We start from the raw sequence: 21,513 nt of genomic DNA on the forward strand, positions 1-21,513 counted from the left end.
GGTGAAGCCGGGGCCGCATAACGGCAAGCTCGCCCTCCTCGACGTCGGGCTCGACGACACCGTCGTCGATCCCGGCCTCAAGCTCGTGCTGCAGACGCCGCCCGGCGGCAAGGTCGAGGACATCTTCGTCGAGGGTCCCGGCATGTGGTCCTTCGGCAAAACCCATCTGACGCCGGAGGCCGACGGCACCGTCACGGCCAAGATCAGGATCAACGACCGGCCCAAGGGCGTCGCCGGGCCGATCCCGCTGATCTTCACCGTGCGCGGCTCGCCCAAGCCGGTGGAGACGCGGCTCGACCTCGACATCCCCGCCGCCAAGCCGTAAGCCCTGAACCGGGCGGCCGTCGGTGCCGCGGGCTTTCTGGAGAACAGGCGCATGACCATCAAGGTGGGTGACAAGCTTCCGCAGGCGACGTTCCGGATCATGACCGCAGACGGCCCCGCCGCGAGGACGACGGACGAGCTGTTCAAGGGCAAGAAGGTCGTTCTCTTCGCCGTGCCCGGCGCCTTCACCCCGACCTGCCATCGCAACCATCTGCCCGGCTATGTCGGCAAGGCGGTCGAAATCAAGGAGAAGGGCGTCGACGCCATCATGGTAACCTCGACCAACGACGTCTTCGTGATGRACGCCTGGTCGAAGGCCACCGGCGGCGCCGGCGTGATCGAGTTCCTCGCGGACGGCAACGCCGATTTCGCCAAGGAGATCGGCCTGTCGATGGACGGCTCGGGCTTCGGCCTCGGCACCCGCTCGCAGCGTTACTCGATGATCGTCGAGGACGGCGTGGTGAAGGCGCTCAATGTCGAGGAAGCCGCCGGCAAGGCCGAGGCCTCCGGCGCCGAGACGATGCTCGGCCAGCTCTGAGCGGTTTTACGACCGAAAATTATCGAGCCCGCGCGATGCAATCGTGCGGGCTTTTTGTTGGGCGGCAGAGGGCAAGCCGTTCGGCAAGGCGAATGCCTGGAGCGGGATGGATGGCCGGGTTTCATGGAGCGCTGCTCGGGGTATCGCCATCGCACCAGGAACGGACCTCGGCTTTGGGCCCAAGGCCTTGCCGTAAACCCGGCTAACGGAGCTTGGCGATCCCAATTCCATCGAGTTTGGCGCGGTCCTTAATGGATTCCTCGCTACGGGTCATCGCTTTCGAAATCGCCTTCAGTGCCATGCCCTTCTTGGCGAGCAACTTTAGCTTCTCAAGTTCCTCATGTGTCCAGGGTTGGCGATGCCGTTCAAATCGCTCGGTCACAATGTGCTCCTGCTCTGCCGGGACATCTTCGGCATTCGCGCCATCTATAGCAGCGATCGCGACGAATTTGGTCGCAGGGATAGATGGTGCCGAATCCAGTGCCGCCAAGTCTGCGCCTCGCTTTCCCACAGCCGCACACCCTTCCGTTGATCCTTCCGATCTCGGCTTGTCATGAGACAAGGCACCAGGCAGGCGCTAGCTTCCTCCTTGGAGGAAGATGCCGATGCCTGAGATCACGATCCGCCCGCTTGCTGCCGCCGACCGCGCCGCCTGGACCCCGCTCTGGCATGGCTATCTGACCTTCTACAAATCGACGCTTCCCGCCGAGCTCGACGACGTCACCTTCGGGCGATTGACCGGCGGCACGGAGCCGATGGGCGGCTTCATCGCCTTCCAGGGCGACAAGGCGCTGGGCATCACCCATTGGGTCATCCACCGCTCGACCTGGAACGAACGGAACATCTGCTATCTGCAGGATCTCTTCACCGTTCCCGAGGCGCGCGGAACCGGCGTCGGCCGCAAGCTGATCGAGGCCGTGAACCAGATGGCCCGCGAGAAGAACTGCTTCCGCGTCTACTGGCAGACGCATGAAACCAATCTCCAGGCGCAGGAGCTCTACAACAAGGTCGCCGACAAATCGGGCTTCATCGTCTACCGGCAGCCGCTCGGCTGAGCGACGCCGCCGCTTGCAGGCGCGAGCATTTCGACTGCGCCGACGCAGAGCCATATTTGCGCCGGCGCAATCCCGATCTTCCACCGCTCGCCTATATGAGGGGCATGCTTTCCTGCGGCGCGTTGCGTAGCGTGTCGTCGGTCAATCCGCTCCCCGAACGCGGCATCGCCCGCGCTCCCTCAGAGGCGTGACGTCATGAAGAAGATCGGCTTCCTGTCCTTCGGCCACTGGACCCCCTCGCCCCAGTCGCAGACGCGCTCGGCCGGCGACACGCTGCTGCAATCGATCGATCTCGCCGTCGCAGCGGAGGAACTCGGCGCGGACGGCGCCTATTTCCGCGTGCATCATTTCGCCCGGCAGCTCGCCTCCCCCTTCCCGCTGCTGGCGGCGGCCGGGGCGAAGACGAGCCGAATCGAGCTCGGCACCGCCGTGATCGACATGCGCTACGAGAACCCGCTCTACATGGCCGAGGATGCCGGCGCCGCCGATCTGATCGCCGGCGGGCGGCTCCAGCTCGGCATCAGCCGCGGCTCGCCCGAGCAGGTGATCGATGGCTTCCGCCATTTCGGCTACCAGCCCGCGGAAGGCCAGAGCGACGCCGATATGGGCCGCCGCCATGCCGAGGTCTTCCTCGACGTGCTGCGCGGCGAGGGCTTCGCCGAACCCAATCCGCGCCCGATGTTCCCGAACCCGCCGGGGCTGCTCAGGCTCGAGCCGCATTCCGAGGGCTTGCGCGAGCGCATCTGGTGGGGCGCCGGTTCGAACGCCACCGCCATCTGGGCCGCCAAGCTCGGCATGAACCTGCAGAGCTCGACGCTGAAGAACGACGAGACCGGCGAGCCCTTCCACATCCAGCAGGCGAAGCAGATCCGCGCCTATCGCGAAGCCTGGAAGGAGGCCGGGCACAGCCGCACGCCGCGCGTCTCGGTGAGCCGCAGTATCTTCGCCCTGGTCGACGACCGCGACCGCGCCTATTTCGGCCGCGGCAATGAGGGCGACGATTCCATCGGCTTCATCGACGACACCACCCGCGCCATCTTCGGCCGCAGCTATGCGGCGGAGCCGGACAAGCTCGTCAAGGAGCTGGCACGGGACGAGGCGATCGCCGAGGCCGACACGCTGCTGCTCACCGTGCCGAACCAGCTCGGCGTCGATTATAACGCCCATGTGATCGAGGCGATCCTGAAGCATGTCGCGCCGCCGCTCGGCTGGCGCTGAGGCAAAAGCCACAGGCACCCCGCGCACGCACCTTCACCGCCCGCGCTCTCGCGTGGGCGTTGACAGATGAGGGGCAGCGGAGCGCCGCGAGGCGCGGTGGGTATCGGGCCGCTTCCATTGAGCCAGGATGCGGCGCGGAAGGGTTGAGCCACCTTCCGCACGCCCCGTGGCGCTCCGCTTATCGGCGTTCTTCAGTCTCCGGGCCGCGCTTATATGGCTTTGCGGGTCGGGAGAGGCGAACTCGGACGCCAGTTCCCCWCATCGGGTTGTCGCGTCGTCGCACCACCCATCCGTCGCCGCCGAGCCTTCCAGCGAGCTCCTCGCACAGGGGCCGTAGTACCCCAAGGCGGTGCCCCGAAGCCTCCCGAGTCTGGCGTGCAAAGCCAGCCGCAGGCGCCGACCTCATCCCGCCATACGACATGCCTCCGGATGGCTGCCCCTCGGGGTGAGGTGGGCCGAGGATAGGCGCGGCTTGCAAGGGCGGGGATAAGTTTTCGACGGCGACCGCCCCGGCAGGGCCAGCGCCTCTCAAACAGCTCGGCTTTCGGCCCCTACCCGCCTTCCAATCAGAACGGGTTCCAAGGCGCGTCGATGGCGCTCACCTGTCCGTATAAAATGGGTTTGGCCGCTCTGAGCTTGTCCAGGTTAGGCTTCGCCAAATCCCAAAATTTGTCGAAGTCTTTGAATTTCGCTGGCATGGCTTGGAAGCCGACATGATCCTTTCTTAATGGCCGGCCTCTCATAGACGCGTACACGTTTGTCGCATTGACAGAGAAGAAATCAGTTCCACTATAGTTGAAAACTATTCCCGTTTCAGGATCTGTCAAAGGATCGTAACTTCGCAATACGCCATCCGCGATGTGGCAGAATTCATGGAAGAGGATCTCGTTCGGCTGAGCGCCGGGTGCCAAACTGCCAGAAAAATTTTTCGGCGAAAATTGAACGGTTGAATTGGCGTTCTGCTCTCCAGACAGGAACGGGAATATATTAACGTTCCCTGGCAAGAAATTAACAATCAGACGGCCCATCTGATTGGCAAGGATATATTTTATTACCTTTTCGATGCCGTTGACCCAATCTTGGCCCGTGGTTTTAAGATCCGCTTGTTCTGCGCCTGCAGGATTTAGGATCAACTTGGCAGAAGATGCGCTTGGCCGAGGCGGCAAGTTGTTCGATGGACGGTCGGTAGAAGCAAACGTTATCGGCAGAGCTGCCGTTTGCGGCCTGYCGGACGCGTCATATGCAGCAATATTGTCTCCGGCCTTCAATCCGCGCAGCATGAAGTAGACGTGCAGATTGGCGTCTTTTTTGTACGGTGGCGGCGATTGAAAACGGCTGCTGGACATCGACACGAAAGCGTTGCCTGGCGCACACAGCCGGATCTTCCAATCCATACCGGCGGCCCAAACTGCGACGGCGGCGTTTCCTGAAGGATCTTTCAGGGCCAGGCTGCTTAAACCGGGGCTGTTCGCGGTCGCCGGAATACCGACAAAATGCGGCATATGCAGCTCCTTCGTTCAGAATGTTGCAGCCATTTTACGGAACGGCGTCATTCCGGCGCCCCGCGCCGCGCAGGCAAGAATGGCCGAGGTAGCCCGGTGCCGCTTCCTTCATATGGACCATGTCTTGCCGTTGGTGAAGGACTTCATGGCCTCGACGACGCCCTCCTTGTAGCCGAGGCCGGAATCCTTGATGCCGCCGAAGGGGACATCTTCATGATCCGGTCGAGGTTCGGCATCAGGCCCTTGGCGCTGGCAGCCTCGATATGGGCCGGTTCCGCACCGTCCATGCAGATCACCACCGTCGGACGCTGCGGGCGCGCATAATTGCGACCGTTCGCAATGACGCCAGAACCAATCTTCGTGTGAAGCGTCATGATGCTTTCCTCGTGCGGGCGCCGATCAGCGGATCAGCGCCCTGACGCGGGACGAAACAAGGTCCGCCACCAAGACCATCGCCAGGATGACAAGGATGCAGGTCGCGGTGTCCTGGTACTTGAACAGCTTCATCGAGGAGACGAGCTCGAAGCCGATGCCGCCGGCACCGACCATGCCGAGGACCGTGGACTGCCGGACATTGGTCTCCAGCCGGTAGAAGATCGTCCCGAGCCAGGTCGGCAGGACCTGCGGCAGCACGCCGAAGAAGAAGGTCTTGAACGGGCCGACGCCGGCCGAGCGGAAGGCCTCCAGCGGCCCCTCGTCGATATCCTCCATCGCCTCGGCGAAGAACTTGCCGAGCATGCCGGCGCCGTGGATGGCGAGCGCCAGGACGCCGGCGAAGGGGCCGAGACCGATGGCGGCGACGAAGATCAGCGCCAGGATGATCTCGTTGATGCCACGCAGGCAATTCAGCAGTTGCCGCGTCGCGTGGAAGATCGCTGGGCTCGGGCTGAGATTGCGCGCGGCGAAGAAGCAGATCGGCAGGGAGATGACGACGCCAAGCAGCGTGCCCCAGACCGCGACCTGCAGGCTCTCCAGCGCCGGTTTCCACAAGCGTTCGAGGAATTCCGGGTTGGGCGGCACCATCCGGACGAGGAAATCCCACATATAGGGGATGCCGTTCCAGAGGTTGCTGGCGTTGATCTGGGAGCCGACCGCCGCCCACCACAGGAAGACGAGGATGGCGAGCGTGATGGCGCCGACGCCCCACCAGCCGAAGCGGTTCTGCGGCGGGCGAATGACGAGTTGCAGCGTTCCGAAGGACATGGGTCTAGCCTCCCGTCAGGCGATAGCAGGGGCGATGATCGGCGCCAGCACGGGCTGGCTCACCGGACGCGGCTTGAGCACGCGGCTGATGCCGGGATCTTCGAGGCCGGGATAGATCTGGTGGACGATCTCGGAGGTGAGGTGGTCGGGCGTATCGTCGAAGATCACCCGACCTCCACTCAAGCCAACGATGCGCTCGCCGAACTCGACGGCGTAATCGACCTGGTGGAGGTTGCAGATCACGGCGATCCCCTCCGCCTTGCAGATCGCCTTGAGGTAACCGAGCACGATGCGCGAGGTCTTGGGATCGAGGCTCGCCACCGGTTCGTCGCAGAGGATCACAGCCGGCTGCTGCGCCAGCGCGCGGGCGATGCCGACGCGCTGCTGCTCGCCGCCGGAGAGCTGGTCGCCGCGCGCATTCGCCTTGTGGGCGAGCTCGACCCGCGCCAGGCAGTCCATCGCGATCGCGACGTCCTGCCGTGGGAAGAGCTGCAGCATGCTCAGGAAGGAGGACAGGCCGGCCATGCGGCCGACCAGCACGTTCTTCAGCACCGAGAGGCGCTTCACGAGGTTGTGGTGCTGGAAGATCATCGCCACCGGCCGCTTGCCGGCGGCACCGCGCTTCAGGTCGAGCACCTTGCCGTCGATGACGGTCCGCCCGGCGTCGGGCTGCGCCAACCCGTTGATGCAGCGCAGCAGGGTCGACTTGCCGGCACCGCTGGGGCCGAGCACGACGAGGAACTCGCCGGCTTTGACGCTGAGGTCGATGCCCTGCAGGACCGGGCGGCCGGCATAGGACTTCTTCAGGCCTTCGATCTTGATCATGTCGCGTTCTCCGCCGGTCGCGTCCGCGACTACTTCATCTTGGTGAGATCGAGCTTCAACACCTTCGCCGTCTCGCGAATGATGTCGTAGGCCTGATCGTTGGTCTCGACGAAGCGGTTGAGCTTGCCCTGGTCGGCCCAGGTGATGTCTCGGATGTTCAGGAAGGCGGATTTGATCTGCGCCTTCAGATCCTCGGGCAGGTTCTTGCGCCAGCAGGTCGGCGATTCCGGGATCGGGTCGGACTGCCAGACGACCTGGATGTCGGCCGGATCGACCAGCTTCTTCTGCACGGCCGTATCGAAGATGCGGTCGGCGATCGTCGCCGCATCCACGCGCTTGTTGGCGACGGCGAGCGCGTTGGCGTCGTGCGAACCGGTGAAGAGGACACGGCCGAAATCCTTCTCGGGATCGAAGCCAAGCTTCATCAGGCCGGCCTTCGGGAAGAGATGCCCCGAGGTCGAGGAGGGATCGACGAAGGCGAAGGTGCGGCCCTTGAGGTCCTTGACCTCCTTGATGCCGCTATCCTTCCGCGTGATGATCAGGCTGCGATAGTAGCTGCGGCTGGATTTGGCCGTCTCGGCGGTCGCGAAGGCCTCGATCGSSGCRACCGTGGTGCCGAGCACATAGGAGAACGGGCCGAGATAGGCGACSTCGACATGGYYCGAGCGCATSGCTTCGATCACGCCGTTATAGTCCGAGGCGACGAAGCCCTGGACGGGGATGCCGAGGTTCTTCTGGAGGGCGTCAAGGAGCTGCTGGCTGGATTCCAGCATCGCCCGCGAATCCTCGGACGGTATCAGCCCGACGCGGACCTGTTTCGTCTCTGCTCGAACCAGAGCCGGCATCGCCAGCAGCGTGCCCCCGGCCAGCGAGCTCTTCAAAATCGTCCGACGCGTGATGGTCATGTCATCCTCCCAAGATGATCCGGCGATCTTTTGATCTGCCGGTGAACCGTTGCGGGCGCCGTTGCCCCTTGCTTGATCTCAGGCGGCCATGGCCGCCTGCCTTCCGATGAAGTTGCGGCCACGCTCGCCTTCGAGCGCCTTGCCGACGAGGCGGTTCCACTCGGGCGGCGAGACGCCGTAGGCAGTAGGGTCGGTCGAGACGCCGAGATTGCGCAGGAAGGCGCCGAGCCGCTCGGCGCCCGCTTCGAGGTCCGGGCCGAAGACGCGGCGCAGCGCGGCGTCGCATTGCGGCTCAGCGCCCATCGCCCAGCGCATCACGATCGGCAGCGAGAAGGAGCAGGCGATGCCGTGGATCGTGCCGCTCTTCAGCGTGATGTCGTAGGAGATATTGTGGGCGAGCGCGGTCTTGGTGTTGGAGAAGGCCAGCCCCGCCAGCAGGCTCGCCCGCATCTGCCGCGTCCGGAGTTCGACATCGTCGAGGCGCTCCAGCAGGCGCGGCAAGGTGTCGATGATCTCTCTGGCAGCCTCGACCGCATAATTGGCGGAGACCGGATTGCCGTTGACGTTCCAGATGCTTTCCAGCGCATGCGAGAGTGCATCGAGCCCGGTCGCGAGCGTGAGGCCGCGCGGCGCGCCGACCGTCAGGGTGGGGTCGAGAACCGCTGTCTCCGGATAAAGCCGGGGATGGGCGAGCGAGTACTTGCTGCCATTGGCGGCGTCCCAGACCGTCGCCCAGGACGTGACCTCGCTGCCGGTGCCCGCCGTCGTCGGCACGGCGATGATCGGAAGGATCGCGCTCTCGTCGAGCGGCTTCTTCTCGACGAGATGGCGGCGCACGGTCTCGAAATCGCCGCCGCTGGCCGCCAGCACCTTCGCGGCGTCGATCATCGAGCCGCCGCCGAGAGCAACAATCACCTCGGCCGGCTCGGCCGCTCCGAACTGCTGGCAAGACAGCGCGAGGTCGGCGCAGTCCGGGTTGGTCTCGATATTGGTGATCGACACGACAGGTGCGCCGGCGACCGCCGTCAGGCGGGCGGAGAGTTCGCGGAAGATGGGCTGGTCATAGGTGACGAGGGCCCAGCGCCGGTTACCGATCAGGCTTGCGACCTCATCGAGCAGGCCGTTGCCGGACCGGATCTTCACGGGGTTCCAATACGCCCAGGTCATGCGTTTCCATCCTCGTGATGCGCCTTGCCGGCTCTGTTGCGAGGATGCTCTCCGAAGCCAGACCTTATGACAAATTGATTTTTTGATCAGATTGGATAGATTTTTGCTATGCGTTACACTCAGCTCAGATCATTCCATCTCGTGGCAGGCTCGGGCGGCTTCAACGCCGCCGCCGACGCCTTCCATATCAGCCAACCGACCCTGACGGCGCAGGTCGGTGCGCTGGAGGAGGAGTTCGGCGTCGAGCTCTTCGTCAAGCGTGGCCGGCGGCGCGAGCTCAGCRATACCGGCCGGCAGCTTCTGGCCATCACCACCCGGCTTTTCGCCGAGGAAGCCGAGGTGCTCGCCTTCCTGACGGAAACGCGGGAATTGCGGACCGGGCGCCTTTCGATCAGCGCCGTCGGGCCGTTCCACGTCACGGAGATGCTGGCCGCCTTCAACCAGGCCTATCCGGAGATCGAGCTCGCCGTGAAGCTGGGGAACTCCGCCGAGGTCCTCGACGATCTCGCCAGTTACCGATGCGACGTCGCCGTCCTCGCCTATATCGACGAAGACGACCGCCTTCTGACCATGCCCTACAGGCGTCACCCCGTCGCCGTGTTCGTGCGCCGCGACCATCGCTTCGCCGAACGCGACACCATCCGGCTGACGGAGCTGGAGGGCGAGCCGATGATCGTGCGCGAGCAGGGTTCGACAACGCGACGCGCCTTCGAGGACGCGCTTTCAAGAACCGGCACGAAGCCGCGCCTGATGATGGAGATCGGCAGCCGCGAAGCCATTCGCGAGGCGGTGATCCATGGCCTCGGCATCAGCTATGTTTCCGAAGCCGAATTCGTGCCGGACGAGAACCTTAAACTGATCCGGATCGAAGGTGCCGAAGTCTACACCTACGCGCATGTGGTCGTGCTGAAACAGCGCGAGTCCAGCCGGGTCATCAAGGCGTTTCTCAATGTCGTGCAGAGCGCCCGCGACGCTTTCGACGCCGTCGCGGCCAAACAGTGATCATCGCGAAGGCGGAATGTTGGCTTCGGCTTCGTCGCATGAAGGACGGCCACGCCCGCCCCAGGGCTTGCGAACCTCCGTTCTCGACGCCTCGCGACCTGTGAACGTTCTCGGTCTCGAACGGCCACTTTGGGCCGAACGGGACATTGATGGATTTCCTACCAACTGACGCGCAGGCCGGCCCGCCCGGTGATGCTGTGGCTGTCGGCGAAATGAGCCAGGCTGGTCTGGGCCTCAACCTCGCCATAGAGCGCATAGCGGCCCATTTCGTATTTGGCGCCGAGGCCAAGCCCTCCCCAGAGCCGCTGCCCCCGGCTGGTCAACGGCGTGCCGGCGACCGTTACCGTCGTCCCGTCGAGGAATTCGTAATGCAGGTTGGCGATGCCGTAGAGCGAGGCATTGACCTGCCGCCCAGCGCTGTCGCGCCAGCTCTGCCGGTAATCCGCGGAGATGCCGAGCCGCCCGCGCAGGCTGTCGCCGTCGCCGAGCGCGACGCGGGCGCCGAATGGGTCGACGAAGCTGTCCGCATCGACATGTGAGTAAGTCAGTTGCGCCTGTGGCGTCAGCGACCAGGCACCTGACAGCGCGATGCGCTGCCCAATTTCCAGCCCCAGCGCATAGCCGAAGCCGCCCTTGCCCTTGGCGAGCTGACGCCCGGCCGTCGTGGAGGACAGGTCGCTGTCGAACCAGTTCAGCTTGGTCTGCGCATCGGCATAGAAGCCTGACGCGCCGTACCAGGTCAGCGCCCCGCCGAACCCGGTGCCGGAGGCCTTGATCTTGCCGCGCCCGAAGACCGACGAGATATCGGCCAGCGCTTCGCCATGATGCAGCGTCACGCCTCCGACGAGCGTGCCGGCATCGCCAGCGTAAACCTGCCCGTCGGCGCCGGCCTGCAGGCGCCAGCTATCGATCGTGTAGCTCGTGCCGGTGGTCGAGAAGCCCGGCGTGACGCGGCTGTGGGCTGCATCGATGCGGGCCCAGATCGCCCGGCCTGCCGCATTCGCCGTGTCGTCAGGCCGGCCGTCGAAGCGCTCGCCGACGCGCTGACGCAGCGTCTGCAGCTCGTTCAGGCTCTGCAGGACCTGGCCATAGGCTTCGTAGATGGGGGCTCCGGGCTGGTAGATCGGGCCGATCTCGGTCGGGCCGGTCGACGGTGAGGTAGGAGGCGGTGAAGTTGGAGGCGGTGAGGTGGGAGGCGGTGTCAGATAGGCGGAGCGCAGGTACCAGTCGCCGTCGTTCGGTGTGCTGATGCCGTTCTTCTGCAGGGTGTAGGCGTAGGCGCCGGCGACGACGGCCGGCTGCCCCTGGAAGACATAGTTGCCCTGGAGCGTGAAGACGCCGTTCGAGGCCCCGCCGACATCGACGACCTTGATGCCCTCGATGGTCTGCGCGCCGGCACCACCCTGGTTCAGCACCGTGACGAGGGTCGAGCCTGCCGTGCTGCCGGYGATGACGAGGCGGTCGGACGGCGAGGCATCGCCGCCGAGCACGGTCTCGATCTCGAGCCGGCCGCCATTGCCGAGATAGTTGCCGTTGATCGTCAGCGTGCCGATCGAATTGCCCGGCGCGATCGTGCCACCCGGCTGGTTGATCGTGGAGCCGACCGTGCCGATGCCCTGCAGGCGGCCGCCGATGACCTCCATCGTCCCGCCGAGGACGCCGTTCACGGCGAGCGTGCCCGCCAAGACGTTGCCGGCGCCGGTGTAGGTCGCGCCGCTGTTGCCGGTCAGCTCCAGCTTGCCCAGGCCATCCTTGATCAGCGCGCCAGCGCCGGTGAAGGTCGGGGAGATGCCGATATCATGGCCATCCGTGTCGATGACGAGGCCATTCGCGCCGATGGCGATGGTGCGGGTGTCGAAATTGTTGAAGAAGGTGGAATTGTTTCGCGTCGCGCGCAGGAGGCCGCCATCGAAGGTGACGCTCGCGATCCCTGAGCCGCCCCGAATCCCGCCGGTTTCCAGAACGCCGCGATTGCTCGCCAAGCCCTGCACAAGCAGCGTCCCGCTGACTCCCGCGTTAACGCCGAGCAGAACACCGCCTTCGGCGCGAACCAGCCCGCCGTTCTCGACCGTCAGCGAACCGGCTCCGAAATTGCCGATGGTGAGGTTGAATGGCGACATCACCCATTTCGACCCCGCGCCTGTCACTGTGACCGTGCCGGTGTCGTTGGCGCCGATATAGCCCTGATTGCTGATGACACTCGCGCCGTCTTCGATGCGCAAGGTGCCTGGGCCGAAGCTGCCGACGGTGAACTGTCCGATGGTGGTCCAGGTCGTGCCCACGCCGGTCAATACAGCGTCGCCGCGTGTATCACTGCCGATGACGCCGTCCGCGCTCGAAATGGTCGCACCGCCCTCGGCGCGCAAAGTTCCTGTCGAACCTACTGTGCCGTACTGGCCGACGGCCAGCCGGCCAGTGTTCTGCCAGGACGAGCCAAGCCCGCTAATCAAGGCGCTGCTGCCGCCACCGACGTTGCCGGCGGCGTTTGAAACCCGGCCGCCAGCCAGAATGTTCAGCGTTCCGGTACCGAAGAACCCGACGTAGAGATCACCGGCATTGGTCCATGTCGAGGCCGTGCCGTTGCTGCCGACGCCCGAAACCGTGACCGTGCCTTGGCTGCCGAGATTGTATCCGATGTAGCCGGCCAGGCTGCTGACCGTGCCACCATTCAGGATGCTCAGCGTTCCGGCGCCGTCATATCCGACATAGAGATGAAAGGCGTTGGTCCATGTCGAGGCCGTGCCGTTGCTGCCGACACCCGAGACAGTCACCGAGCCGTCGCTGCCCGCGCCATCGCCGATGGTGCCGTAATCATTAGTCACGGCGCCGCCAGCCGTGATGCTCAGGGAGCCGGCCCCAGATTGGCCGACGACGAGGTCGCCGTTGTTGGTCCAGCTGGATGCAATGCCGTTGCTGCCGACACCCGAGAMAGTCACCGAGCCGTTGCTGTTGGTACCATCGCCGATGGTGCCGTAATCATTGGTCACGGCGCCGCCAGCCGTGATGTCGAGCTGGCCATCGCTGGTATTGCCGACCTGCAGGTCGCCAATGATCGTCCAGCTCGGTGCATCGGCAGGTTTAGGATTCAGATCGTTGTTGCCCGTGACCATTTGTGCGCGTGCCGGAAGGCCGGTGGCGCAGACCAGTGCGACGAGCGCTGTCGACAGCAGCAGGGCCTGGCGATAATCGCGAGCGGCAGCCACGCTCTTCATCGCTCGTCTCGTCAATGTTCAGCCCCCACCCGATGATGTCGCCCTATTCGTCGAGATTCCCCGCACAGGCACATGTTCACGCGGAGAATCATGCCGAGAGCGAATCGCTACCGCCGGTTGCAAAAGGCTAGCATTCAATGGTTAATCATAGTGGTAGGACGCTGCCTCTCCGGGACGGTTTTCAGTTCCAGAGAGCAACCGAACAACCTCACTTGGTGGTATAGCCACCGTTGACGAGAATCGTCTGCCCGGTCATCCACCAGCCATCCGAAACCAGAAAGCGGATGAAGGGCACGATGTCCTCGATGTCGGTCAGGCCTGTCTTGGTAAACTTCGACAGAGCTGCCGCCGCCTTGTGATAGGCTTGAGCGTCGGCGGCTTCCGCCGGATAGAAGAACGGCGTGTCCATCGGGCCCGGGCCGATGGCGGTCACCGAGATGCCGCGCTCGCCGAACTCTTTCGAAGCTGCGCGGGTGAAGTGCTCGACCGGCGCCTTCGTGCCGGCATAGGCGGCATAGAAGGGGGTGTAGGCGCCGAGTAGCGAGGTCACGAGCGTGCAGATCTTGCCGTTGTCGTTGACGTGCTTGCCGGCCTCCTTGAGGAAGAAGAAGGCGGATTTCGAATTCACCGCAGTCATTTCGTCGTACTCGGCCTCGGTGATCTCGACGAAGGGCTTCTTCAGAACCTTCCCGACCGTATTGATGGCGATATCCGGTTTACCGATGGCGGCGACGGTGTCCGCGAAGAGCTTCTCGACCGCGCCGGCCGTTGTCAGGTCGGACTGAAGGGCGACGGCCTTTGCACCGGCGGCCTTGATGGCAGCAACCGTCTCATCCGCCGCGGGTTTGGTCGCGCTCGTGTTGTAGTGGATGGCCACGGCCTTCGCACCGTGCGCGGCAAGATCGCGGGCAAGCAGCCCGCCGAGGTTCTTCGCTCCCCCAGCAATGAGAACCGTCTTACCCTTGATGCCGTGATCGAGCATGTTCCGTCTCCACTGGTCGCAGCAGCCAAGCCGCGATCCTCGACGGAACTGACCGGGTTTTGGATACCTGACCAGAGCAGCGACAGTATCTGCTCCTGATGCCTCTTGACGGGATGCGTATTTTAAGCCGTGCGTCGGGCGCGGAAAGCTTCGCGGCTTTCCGGCTCTTTCAAGGATCGATGCGAGTATCGGTCACCGCGAACCCAGCCTTGTCCAGGCCCTCCGCGATATGAGCGATGTAATCTTCCTGGAATTTGCGCCCGCGCCAATCGATATAGAATTCAGTGGCGTAGTTGGGCCTCAAATGGCGCAGGATTTGAAGATGCATCTCCGCTTTGGCTGTAGCGCCGAGCTGCCCGCAGACGGCGGCAAGCATAACGTGCAGGAAATAATATTTCTCATCAATGCTGAAATTTGAGGCAAGCTTAAAAGCGCCTTCGTAATCGCGCTTGCGATACAATTCCAGGATCGGGACGCCATATGCCATTGCAGGATGGTAATATCCGTGCGCGTTGGCTTGCCGCACAAGTTCGGCTCCCTCTTCATAGCGCCCCATGACATAGAGGCGATTGCCCAGCATCAATTGGTGTTCTCCGGATCCGGGATTCAAAGCTATGGCCTGCCGCCCCGCCCGCTCGAACTCCTCGAACTTCCCCATGGCGAACAGCACGGTCGAGCGCATGGTGTGCGCCAGAGCCGAGTGCGGTGCCGCGCGGATCGCTTGATCGGCCATGCCGAGAGCTTCTTGTAGTATCTTGCTGCTTTCAGTCGGCTTGGCGTAGAGCCCTCGAACCTCGTTCATGTGAATATAGGACAGCATCGCCCAAGCGTCCGAATAAAGCGGCTCTTTACTGACGGCGGACTCAAGACATTTTCGGATACTAATCTGCTCCGAATCCTCGAGCGTTGTCACATATGTAAAGGCGTGAACGACACAGCTATACGCATCCTGGTGCTTGTCGGGGTGGAGCTTGCGCTCATTCACATTGATGATGCCCCAGCGCTGCCCGATCTGCCTCGCGATGGCCTCACCGACAGCCTTCTCCGCCGCCATCATCGAGGACGCTCCGGCGGATTCGATTTCCTCGCGCGACGCCAGAATGAGACCCGACCGGTGCTCGCTCAGCATCCAATGGCATCGCAGCACTCGATCCTCGACGTCGGCGGCGATGTCGAGGACATAGAGGCTGCCCGCCCCGCTGGGACGCAGCGAGGCGACGAGCTCCTCAAACGATCTGTGAGGCTCAAGACCGGCGATGCGCAGGCCGTGATAGGGAACGAGAGCCGCAACGACCGAGCGGATCATGCGAGACGATGCCTCGCCGGGGCCGCCGCCGGCCGCGGCCCTGACCACGATGATCGGGATCTTGTGCTCGGGGCCGCGCCGGGCTTCTTCCGGCCGCACTTCCCCGGACATCGGCCGAAGTCCCGTCCGGACCAGTGTCTCGTTGCGGCCCGAAGACCCGGTCGCTTTCGCCTGGCGACGTTCGAAGCGCGGCACGTATCCGCCGACGGGCAGAAGAATCGCCACGCTCTCCGCGGCACCATCAACAGCGTAATAAAGGGCCAGCGCCGAGCGCAGGCGGGTTGCCTCGTTGCGAACGACGGCATCCTTGGCGGGATCGAAGTCGACGCCTCTGCCAAAGACGTCCACAGCGATCGTGTAGGCCTTCAGCTGGGCGCTTTTTCCTTCGATGGCCTTTTCGACGACATATCGGAGGAAGCGCGCGCCTCGTGCCGAAATCCGCGCGCCCGGCGCATTCAAGAGGTTGTCGAGCGCCGATGCGATTTCCCTCTCTTCAACGCCGTCGATAGGCATATCGCTGCTGGACCCACCCTGCCATGCACCCCGCGTGCGGGGAGCCGATTGCCACGGGGCGCAGTAATCTTTGCCTGACTGCGCATTACTTCACTGCAGCATAGTGCTCCGCATTCAACAATTGTCCGCCCCTAAAATTTCCGAATATTTTGCTCACGGTCCCAAATGCGCTCCAAATGGCGCGAGACCATTTCCGCCTTAAGGCATGCAGCCTTATGCCCCAAGCTGAAGACAGCTTAGGGCTATCTTCCACCCGGCTTGAACGGCGCCATGCCGGCGCGCGCCAGCGCGTCGGCACGCTCGTTCATCTCGTCGCCGGCGTGGCCCTTGACCCATTTCCACTCGATCTTGTGGCGGCCCAGTGCCGTTTCGAGGCGCTGCCAGAGCTCAGCGTTCTTCACCGGCTTCCTGTCAGCCGTCTTCCAGCCGTTCTTCTTCCAGCCATGGATCCAGCCGGTGATGCCCTGGCGCAGATACTGGCTGTCGGTGTGGAGCGCGACCGTGACGGGCCGCTTCAGCGCCTCCAGCGCAGCGATCGCCGCCATCAGCTCCATGCGGTTGTTGGTGGTCTGGGCCTCGCCGCCGGAGAGTTCCTTCTCGACGCCATTGAAGGTCAGGATCGCGCCCCAGCCGCCGGGGCCGGGATTGCCCGAGCAAGCGCCGTCCGTCCAGACTTCGACCGTATCGGTCATGGCAGGCCCCGCCGGTTTTTGGTCGCGCGAATGGGGCAAGCCCCGAGCGCGCCGGGGCCAGGGCTCCCGGAACAAGCACCGTCCGTCCAGACTTCGACCGTATCGCCGCTCACCGCTTCAGCCCGTATTCGCGCGCGTCGAGCACGCGCTGGTGGAAGACGAGCTTGCGGTCGTATTCGAGCGGATCGAGCGGCTTCACCAATGCATCGGGCGGCACGTTCAGCCAGTCGACAAGGCGGGTCAGCAGGAAGCGCAGCGCCGAGCCCCGGCAGAGCTGCGGCAGCGCCTCGACCTCCGCCTGCTCGAGCGGGCGGACGCTTTCATAGCCCGCCAGCAAGGCCTGCCCCTTGGTGAGGTTGAAGGAGCTGTCGGCCTCGAAGCACCAGGAGTTTAGGCAGATGGCAAGGTCGTAGGCGAAGGCATCGGTGCAGGCGAAATAGAAATCGATCAGCCCCGAGAGCCTGTCGCCGAGGAAGAAGACGTTGTTGGGAAAGAGATCGGCATGGATGACACCGCGCGGCAGGCCATTCGGCCAGCTCGCCTCATGCACCGCGATCTCGGCAGCGACGCGGCGCGCGAGGCCCGGCGAAACCTTGTCGGCCTCGGTGCCGGCCTGCTCGGCGAGCGGGCGCCAGCCCGGCACGGAGAGCGCATTGACGCGCTCCATGGCGAAGTCGGAGCCGGCGGCGTGGAGCTGCGCGAGGCCCCGGCCGAGCTCATGGCAATGCGCGGCGGTCGGGCGGCGCACCGACAACCCGTCGAGGAAGGTGACGATTGCCGCCGGGCGGCCAGCGAGACGCCCCAGCATCTCGCCGCGGCTGTCCTCGACCGGCTGCGGACAGATCAATCCGCGCGCGGCGAGGTGCTGCATCAGCCCGAGGAAGAAGGGCAGATCGTCCGGGTTCACCCGCTTCTCGTAGAGGGTGAGGATATAGGCGCCTTGCGTGGTCCGGATCAGGTAGTTCGAGTTTTCGACGCCCTCGGCGATGCCCTTTGCGGACAGCAACTCGCCAATGYCGTAGCGCGCCACGAAGGCAGCCATCTCGTCATCGGGCACTTCGGTATAGACGGCCAAGATCGGTCGCTTTCTGGTTGGATTTATTCGGCCGCGGCCGGTGCCGCATCGCCGCGCAATTCGCGCGGCAGCGGGAAGAACACGTCCTCGCTGGCCGTCGAGACCGTCTCGACGCGGACGTCGTAGCGCTCGGCGAAGGCGTCGATGATCTCCTCGACCAGCACCTCGGGCGCGCTGGCGCCGGCGGTGATGCCGAGGCTGCGGATATTCCCGAAGGCGGACCAGTCGATCTCGTCGGTGCGCAGGACGAGGCGCGCCACCGGGCAGCCGGCGCGCTCGGCGACCTCGCGCAGGCGTTGCGAATTCGAGGAATTGGGCGAGCCGACGACGATCAGCCCCTCGACCAGCGGCGCCACGCGCTTCACCGCCTCCTGGCGATTGGTCGTGGCGTAGCAGATGTCTTCCTTGTGCGGCGCGATCAGCTCCGGGAAGCGGAGCTGCAAGGCCTCGACGATCTCGCGGGTGTCGTCGACGGAGAGCGTCGTCTGGGTGACATAGGCCAGCGGCTTGCCCGGCAGAGGCTCAAGCGCGGCGACATCGGCCAGCGTCTCGATCAGCGTGATCGCGCCCTCGGGGAGCTGGCCCATCGTGCCGATCACCTCCGGGTGGCCGGCATGGCCGACGAGCAGGATGTGGCGGCCGCGCTTGTGATGGACCTCGGCCTCGCGATGGACCTTGGTCACCAGCGGACAGGTCGCGTCGATGGCGAAGAGGTTGCGTGCCTTCGCCGCCGCCGGCACCGCCTTGGCGACGCCATGGGCGGAGAAGATCACCGGCCTCGTCTCGTCCGGCACCTCGTCGAGCTCGGCGACGAAGACCGCGCCCTTCCGCTTCAACGACTCGACCACGTATTTGTTGTGCACGATCTCGTGGCGGACATAGACCGGCGCGCCATGCAGCGTCAGCGCCTTCTCGACCGCGTCGATGGCGCGCACGACGCCGGCGCAGAAGCCGCGCGGGGCACAGAGCAGAATGTCGAGCGGCGGCTTGGTCACGCGCTGGAAGATCTCCGGTCGGGTCAGCGTCTTCTTTCGGCGGGAAGACGGCGATGTCAAGGAAACGCGATGCAGGTTTGACATACAGGTTGATATAAACTTATTTTCCCGCACGCCCAACAGAAGCTCCTGCGAGGCGCCCCGGCCTGCGCTGGCGATATCCGGCATCTGCCGGCGCAGCGCCCGGTGTCGCACTCGTCCACGCTTCGACCAAGGGCAGCCGCCGCCCGGCAGGAATGGGCGGCAACGACCGACAAACAGGAGAAAACGCCATGACGATCCATGTCTCCGCCTTCCGCTGGGTGCCGCCCTTCGCCCAGGGCCATGTCCGCGATCTCAGGGTGCGCTGGGCGCTGGAAGAAGCCGGCCTGCCCTATCAGGCGGCGCTGATCGGCCCGGCCGACCAGAATTCCGAGACCTATCGTGCCTGGCAGCCCTTCGGGCAGGTGCCGGCCTTCCGCGACGGCGAGGTCGAGCTGTTCGAATCCGGGGCGATCGTGCTCTATCTCTCGCGCCAGTCCCCGGCGCTGGCGCCGGCGGATGAGGCCGGCCGCGCCCGGGTCGCGACCTGGATCCTCGCGGCGCTCAACTCGCTCGAGCCGCATATCGGCCAGCTTGCCCTCACCGATATCTTCCACAAGGGCGAGGCTTGGACGGTCGAGCGCCGGCCGCAGATCGTCGCGATGGTCGAGAAGCGCCTGCAGCAACTCGAGGCATGGCTCGGCGGCAAGGACTATCTCGAAGGCCGCTTCACCGCCGGCGACCTCATGATGGCGAGCGTCCTGCGCGACGTGCCGGACGACCTCCTGTCGCGTTTCCCGCGGCTTGAGGCCTACCGCGCCCGCTGCATCGCGCGGCCGGCCTTCGTGCGGGCGCTGGAGGCGCAGATGGCGCCCTTCCGCGAGAACGCTCCGGCCGCTTGAGGCCGCTACGCACGGAATGCATGGCGCGAGACAATTCCCCCTCGCGCTCTGCAAGGCGAGCGCCTAGATAGGGACAGTCGGCCCCCGGAGCCGGCTGTGCCCCCTACAGCGTGAGCCGCCCATGGCCGATGCCGTTTCCCATGCGAGCTACCTGCCGCCGATCCTGACCTTCTGCACTGGTGCGGTGATTGCCGTTCCGCTGTTCCGCAAGCTCGGATTGTCGGCGGTGCTCGGCTATCTGGCGGCCGGCGTCGTGATCGGCCCCTCGCTGCTCGGTGTCATCAAGGATCCCGACGCCATCCGCGGCACGGCCGAGATCGGCGTGGTGCTGCTGCTGTTCCTGGTCGGCCTCGAGCTGCAACCCTCCCGCCTCTACTCGATGCGGCGGGACATTCTCGGTTCGGGACTGGCGCAGATGGCCGTGAGCGCGACCGTCATCGGCCTGGTCGGCTGGCGGTTCGGGCTTTCGGTCGGGGGCGCGATCGCGGTCGGCGTTGCGCTGGCGCTCTCGGCGACCTCCATCGCCCTGCAATTGCTGGAGGAACGCGGCGACAGCAACGAGACCTATGGCCGGCGCACCTTCTCGATCCTGCTCTTCCAGGACATCGCGATCGCGCCGGTGCTGGCGTTGCTGCCCTTGCTCGCCACCACCGGCGCGGAATCCGGCAGTGCGATGCGGGCGCTGGCGAGCTTCGGCATCGCGATCGCGGCCGTCGTCGCGATCGTCTTCGCCGGCCGCTACCTGCTCAACCCGTTCTTCCGCATCCTCGCCAATAGCGGCGCCAAGGAGGTGATGACCGCGGCTGCCCTGCTCATCGTGCTAGGGGCGGCGCTGCTGATGGAGCATGTCGGGCTCTCCATGGCGATGGGCGCCTTCCTCGCCGGGCTGATGCTGGCCGACTCGCATTTCCGCCACGAGCTCGAAGCCGATATCGAACCGTTCCGCGGCGTGCTGCTCGGCCTGTTCTTCATGGCGGTCGGCATGTCGCTCGATCTCAAGCTGGTCGTCGAAAACGCATTGCTGCTCGCCATCGCGGTGCCGCTGCTCGTGCTGTTCAAGATTGCCGTCGTCGCCTCGATCCTGCGGGCATCCTGCTCGTCGACGCTGGAAGCCATCCGGGCCGGCGCCCTGCTCTCGCCGGCCGGCGAATTCGCCTTCGTGCTCCTGCCGCTCGGCGTGGCGCATGGGCTGCTCAACCCGCAACAGGCGGCCATCGTCACCGCGCTCGCCGCGATCAGCATGCTGCTCGGCCCGATCGTCGCGAAGCTGATCGACAACGTCCTGCTCGCGCGCATCACGCCCGAGACGATGGACGAGGATTTCGACGGCGTCGGCGACAGCCAGGTGATGGTGATCGGCTTCGGCCGGTTCGGGCAGGTGGTGACACAGGCGCTGCTGCTCCAGCACGTCAACATCACCGTCATCGATTCCGATGTGGAGCAGATCCGCGCCGCCGCGCGCTTCGGCTTCAAGGTGTATTACGGCGACGGGATGCGGCTCGACGTGCTGCGCGCCGCCGGCGCGGGCAAGGCCCGCGTCATCTGCATCTGCGTCGACGACAAGAACGCCGCCCTGCGCATCCTCGAAATGGTGAAGTCGGAGTTCCCCAATGTGCGGGTGCATGCCCGGGCCTTCGACCGCATCCACGCCATCGACCTGATGAAGGCGGATGTCGACTACCAGATGCGCGAGACCTTCGAATCGGCGCTGGGCTTCGGCCGCGTCACGCTGGAGGCGGTCGGGCTGACCCGCGACGAGGCCGATCTCGTGATCGACCATGTCCGCGACCGCGACGCGCAACGCATGGAAATCCAGTTCAACGAGGGCATTGCGGCCGCCCTCAACCGGGTCCCACGCGTGACGCCGGAGCCGCTGGTCAAGCCCAAGGGCAAGTCCAAGGCGCTCACGGCCGAGACGCAGGAGGTCATCGAGGATGGCGGGGCCGAGGTCGCTGTCGGCGGCGTCGGCGAACCGGAGCGCTGAGCGCCAGCCGGCGCCACCGTCATGCTCGGGCTCGCCCCGAGCATCTCAGGAAAGAAGGGCGCTTGCTCCTGTGAGAGGCGCCCATTTCTGCC

19 protein-coding genes and 1 pseudogene are annotated in these 21,513 nt (G+C 64.9%); 7 read left to right on the top strand and 13 right to left on the bottom strand.

Translation table 11 applies throughout. The annotated features are described in order from the left end of the window. Both AB4Y99_RS10210 and AB4Y99_RS10215 read left to right on the top strand, forming a co-directional pair. Positions 1 to 325: pseudogene (locus tag AB4Y99_RS10210) on the top strand (hypothetical protein); the annotation flags it as partial. A 51-nt stretch (positions 326 to 376) separates the two neighbouring features. Continuing rightward, entirely contained in the window at positions 377 to 862 is a 486-nt protein-coding gene (locus tag AB4Y99_RS10215; protein ID WP_441523229.1) for a peroxiredoxin, read from the top strand. A gap of 202 nt (positions 863 to 1,064) precedes the next feature. On the opposite strand, the gene AB4Y99_RS10220 is transcribed toward AB4Y99_RS10215, so the two are convergent. Then, positions 1,065 to 1,352 (bottom strand): hypothetical protein, encoded by a 288-nt coding sequence (locus tag AB4Y99_RS10220; RefSeq protein ID WP_210323606.1) that lies wholly within the window; start codon positions 1,350 to 1,352, stop codon positions 1,065 to 1,067. 115 nt (positions 1,353 to 1,467) lie between these two features. Here AB4Y99_RS10220 and AB4Y99_RS10225 point away from each other — a divergent pair, with 115 nt between their 5' ends. Further along, positions 1,468 to 1,917 carry a GNAT family N-acetyltransferase gene (locus AB4Y99_RS10225; RefSeq protein ID WP_441523230.1) on the top strand — a complete coding sequence of 150 codons (450 nt, stop codon included), beginning with the start codon at positions 1,468 to 1,470 and terminating at the stop codon, positions 1,915 to 1,917. Between the two features lie 195 nt (positions 1,918 to 2,112). Next, on the top strand, positions 2,113 to 3,135 hold the full coding sequence (locus AB4Y99_RS10230; RefSeq protein WP_441523231.1) for an LLM class flavin-dependent oxidoreductase: 1,023 nt from the start codon (positions 2,113 to 2,115) through the stop codon (positions 3,133 to 3,135). Positions 3,136 to 3,701: 566 nt separating this feature from the next. Here AB4Y99_RS10230 and AB4Y99_RS10235 read toward each other — a convergent pair. From AB4Y99_RS10235 to psrA, 6 genes are all read right to left on the bottom strand, one after another. Further along, entirely contained in the window at positions 3,702 to 4,637 is a 936-nt protein-coding gene (locus AB4Y99_RS10235; protein WP_441523232.1) for a hypothetical protein, read from the bottom strand. Positions 4,638 to 4,780: 143 nt separating this feature from the next. Continuing rightward, the gene (locus AB4Y99_RS10240) at positions 4,781 to 5,011 is read right to left on the bottom strand and encodes a hypothetical protein (RefSeq protein ID WP_156115905.1); all 231 of its coding nucleotides are present in this window, start codon (positions 5,009 to 5,011) and stop codon (positions 4,781 to 4,783) included. A 25-nt stretch (positions 5,012 to 5,036) separates the two neighbouring features. Beyond that, on the bottom strand, positions 5,037 to 5,840 hold the full coding sequence (gene phnE, locus AB4Y99_RS10245) for a phosphonate ABC transporter, permease protein PhnE (RefSeq protein WP_441523233.1): 804 nt from the start codon (positions 5,838 to 5,840) through the stop codon (positions 5,037 to 5,039). 15 nt (positions 5,841 to 5,855) lie between these two features. Then, positions 5,856 to 6,665 carry a phosphonate ABC transporter ATP-binding protein gene (phnC, locus tag AB4Y99_RS10250; protein ID WP_113253978.1) on the bottom strand — a complete coding sequence of 270 codons (810 nt, stop codon included), beginning with the start codon at positions 6,663 to 6,665 and terminating at the stop codon, positions 5,856 to 5,858. Between the two features lie 29 nt (positions 6,666 to 6,694). Then, entirely contained in the window at positions 6,695 to 7,570 is an 876-nt protein-coding gene (phnD, locus tag AB4Y99_RS10255; RefSeq protein WP_441523234.1) for a phosphonate ABC transporter substrate-binding protein, read from the bottom strand. Positions 7,571 to 7,648: 78 nt separating this feature from the next. Further along, entirely contained in the window at positions 7,649 to 8,737 is a 1,089-nt protein-coding gene (gene psrA, locus AB4Y99_RS10260) for an iron-containing alcohol dehydrogenase PsrA (protein WP_142020144.1), read from the bottom strand. A 108-nt stretch (positions 8,738 to 8,845) separates the two neighbouring features. Here psrA and AB4Y99_RS10265 point away from each other — a divergent pair, with 108 nt between their 5' ends. Then, the gene (locus tag AB4Y99_RS10265; protein WP_441523235.1) at positions 8,846 to 9,739 is read left to right on the top strand and encodes a LysR substrate-binding domain-containing protein; all 894 of its coding nucleotides are present in this window, start codon (positions 8,846 to 8,848) and stop codon (positions 9,737 to 9,739) included. A 158-nt stretch (positions 9,740 to 9,897) separates the two neighbouring features. On the opposite strand, the gene AB4Y99_RS10270 is transcribed toward AB4Y99_RS10265, so the two are convergent. The 6 genes from AB4Y99_RS10270 to ispH form a co-directional block, all read right to left on the bottom strand. Next, a complete protein-coding gene (locus AB4Y99_RS10270; protein WP_441523236.1) occupies positions 9,898 to 12,951 on the bottom strand; it encodes an autotransporter outer membrane beta-barrel domain-containing protein in 3,054 nt (1,017 codons plus the stop codon). 208 nt (positions 12,952 to 13,159) lie between these two features. Continuing rightward, positions 13,160 to 13,933, bottom strand: a complete 774-nt coding sequence (locus AB4Y99_RS10275) for an SDR family oxidoreductase (protein ID WP_038360892.1) — start codon at positions 13,931 to 13,933, stop codon at positions 13,160 to 13,162. 169 nt (positions 13,934 to 14,102) lie between these two features. After that, positions 14,103 to 15,752 (bottom strand): tetratricopeptide repeat protein, encoded by a 1,650-nt coding sequence (locus AB4Y99_RS10280; protein WP_441523237.1) that lies wholly within the window; start codon positions 15,750 to 15,752, stop codon positions 14,103 to 14,105. A 242-nt stretch (positions 15,753 to 15,994) separates the two neighbouring features. After that, positions 15,995 to 16,444, bottom strand: a complete 450-nt coding sequence (gene rnhA, locus AB4Y99_RS10285) for a ribonuclease HI (protein ID WP_441523238.1) — start codon at positions 16,442 to 16,444, stop codon at positions 15,995 to 15,997. Between the two features lie 109 nt (positions 16,445 to 16,553). Then, complete coding sequence (locus tag AB4Y99_RS10290) at positions 16,554 to 17,519, bottom strand: homoserine kinase (protein ID WP_441523239.1); 966 nt, start codon at positions 17,517 to 17,519, stop codon at positions 16,554 to 16,556. A gap of 23 nt (positions 17,520 to 17,542) precedes the next feature. Continuing rightward, a complete protein-coding gene (gene ispH, locus AB4Y99_RS10295) occupies positions 17,543 to 18,574 on the bottom strand; it encodes a 4-hydroxy-3-methylbut-2-enyl diphosphate reductase (RefSeq protein WP_441523240.1) in 1,032 nt (343 codons plus the stop codon). Positions 18,575 to 18,786: 212 nt separating this feature from the next. On the opposite strand from ispH, the gene AB4Y99_RS10300 reads away from it, so the two are divergent. Beyond that, a complete protein-coding gene (locus AB4Y99_RS10300) occupies positions 18,787 to 19,437 on the top strand; it encodes a glutathione S-transferase family protein (protein WP_441523241.1) in 651 nt (216 codons plus the stop codon). Positions 19,438 to 19,558: 121 nt separating this feature from the next. Further along, the gene (locus tag AB4Y99_RS10305) at positions 19,559 to 21,421 is read left to right on the top strand and encodes a monovalent cation:proton antiporter-2 (CPA2) family protein (RefSeq protein WP_038360875.1); all 1,863 of its coding nucleotides are present in this window, start codon (positions 19,559 to 19,561) and stop codon (positions 21,419 to 21,421) included. Positions 21,422 to 21,513 lie beyond the last annotated feature (92 nt).

Source organism: Allobosea sp. TAB14 (genome assembly GCF_052113865.1).
GTDB lineage: Bacteria > Pseudomonadota > Alphaproteobacteria > Rhizobiales > Beijerinckiaceae > Allobosea > Allobosea spartocytisi.

Bases quoted from the DNA above. Each gene is read 5' to 3' on its own strand.
- psrA (WP_142020144.1), bottom strand. From the start codon at position 8,737: ATGACCTGGGCGTATTGGAACCCCGTGAAGATCCGGTCCGGCAACGGC.
- AB4Y99_RS10280 (WP_441523237.1), bottom strand. From the start codon at position 15,752: ATGCCTATCGACGGCGTTGAAGAGAGGGAAATCGCATCGGCGCTCGAC.
- phnE (WP_441523233.1), bottom strand. From the start codon at position 5,840: ATGTCCTTCGGAACGCTGCAACTCGTCATTCGCCCGCCGCAGAACCGC.
- AB4Y99_RS10240 (WP_156115905.1), bottom strand. From the start codon at position 5,011: ATGACGCTTCACACGAAGATTGGTTCTGGCGTCATTGCGAACGGTCGC.
- AB4Y99_RS10275 (WP_038360892.1), bottom strand. From the start codon at position 13,933: ATGCTCGATCACGGCATCAAGGGTAAGACGGTTCTCATTGCTGGGGGA.
- phnC (WP_113253978.1), bottom strand. From the start codon at position 6,665: ATGATCAAGATCGAAGGCCTGAAGAAGTCCTATGCCGGCCGCCCGGTC.
- AB4Y99_RS10225 (WP_441523230.1), top strand. From the start codon at position 1,468: ATGCCTGAGATCACGATCCGCCCGCTTGCTGCCGCCGACCGCGCCGCC.
- AB4Y99_RS10230 (WP_441523231.1), top strand. From the start codon at position 2,113: ATGAAGAAGATCGGCTTCCTGTCCTTCGGCCACTGGACCCCCTCGCCC.
- rnhA (WP_441523238.1), bottom strand. From the start codon at position 16,444: ATGACCGATACGGTCGAAGTCTGGACGGACGGCGCTTGCTCGGGCAAT.
- AB4Y99_RS10300 (WP_441523241.1), top strand. From the start codon at position 18,787: ATGACGATCCATGTCTCCGCCTTCCGCTGGGTGCCGCCCTTCGCCCAG.
- AB4Y99_RS10305 (WP_038360875.1), top strand. From the start codon at position 19,559: ATGGCCGATGCCGTTTCCCATGCGAGCTACCTGCCGCCGATCCTGACC.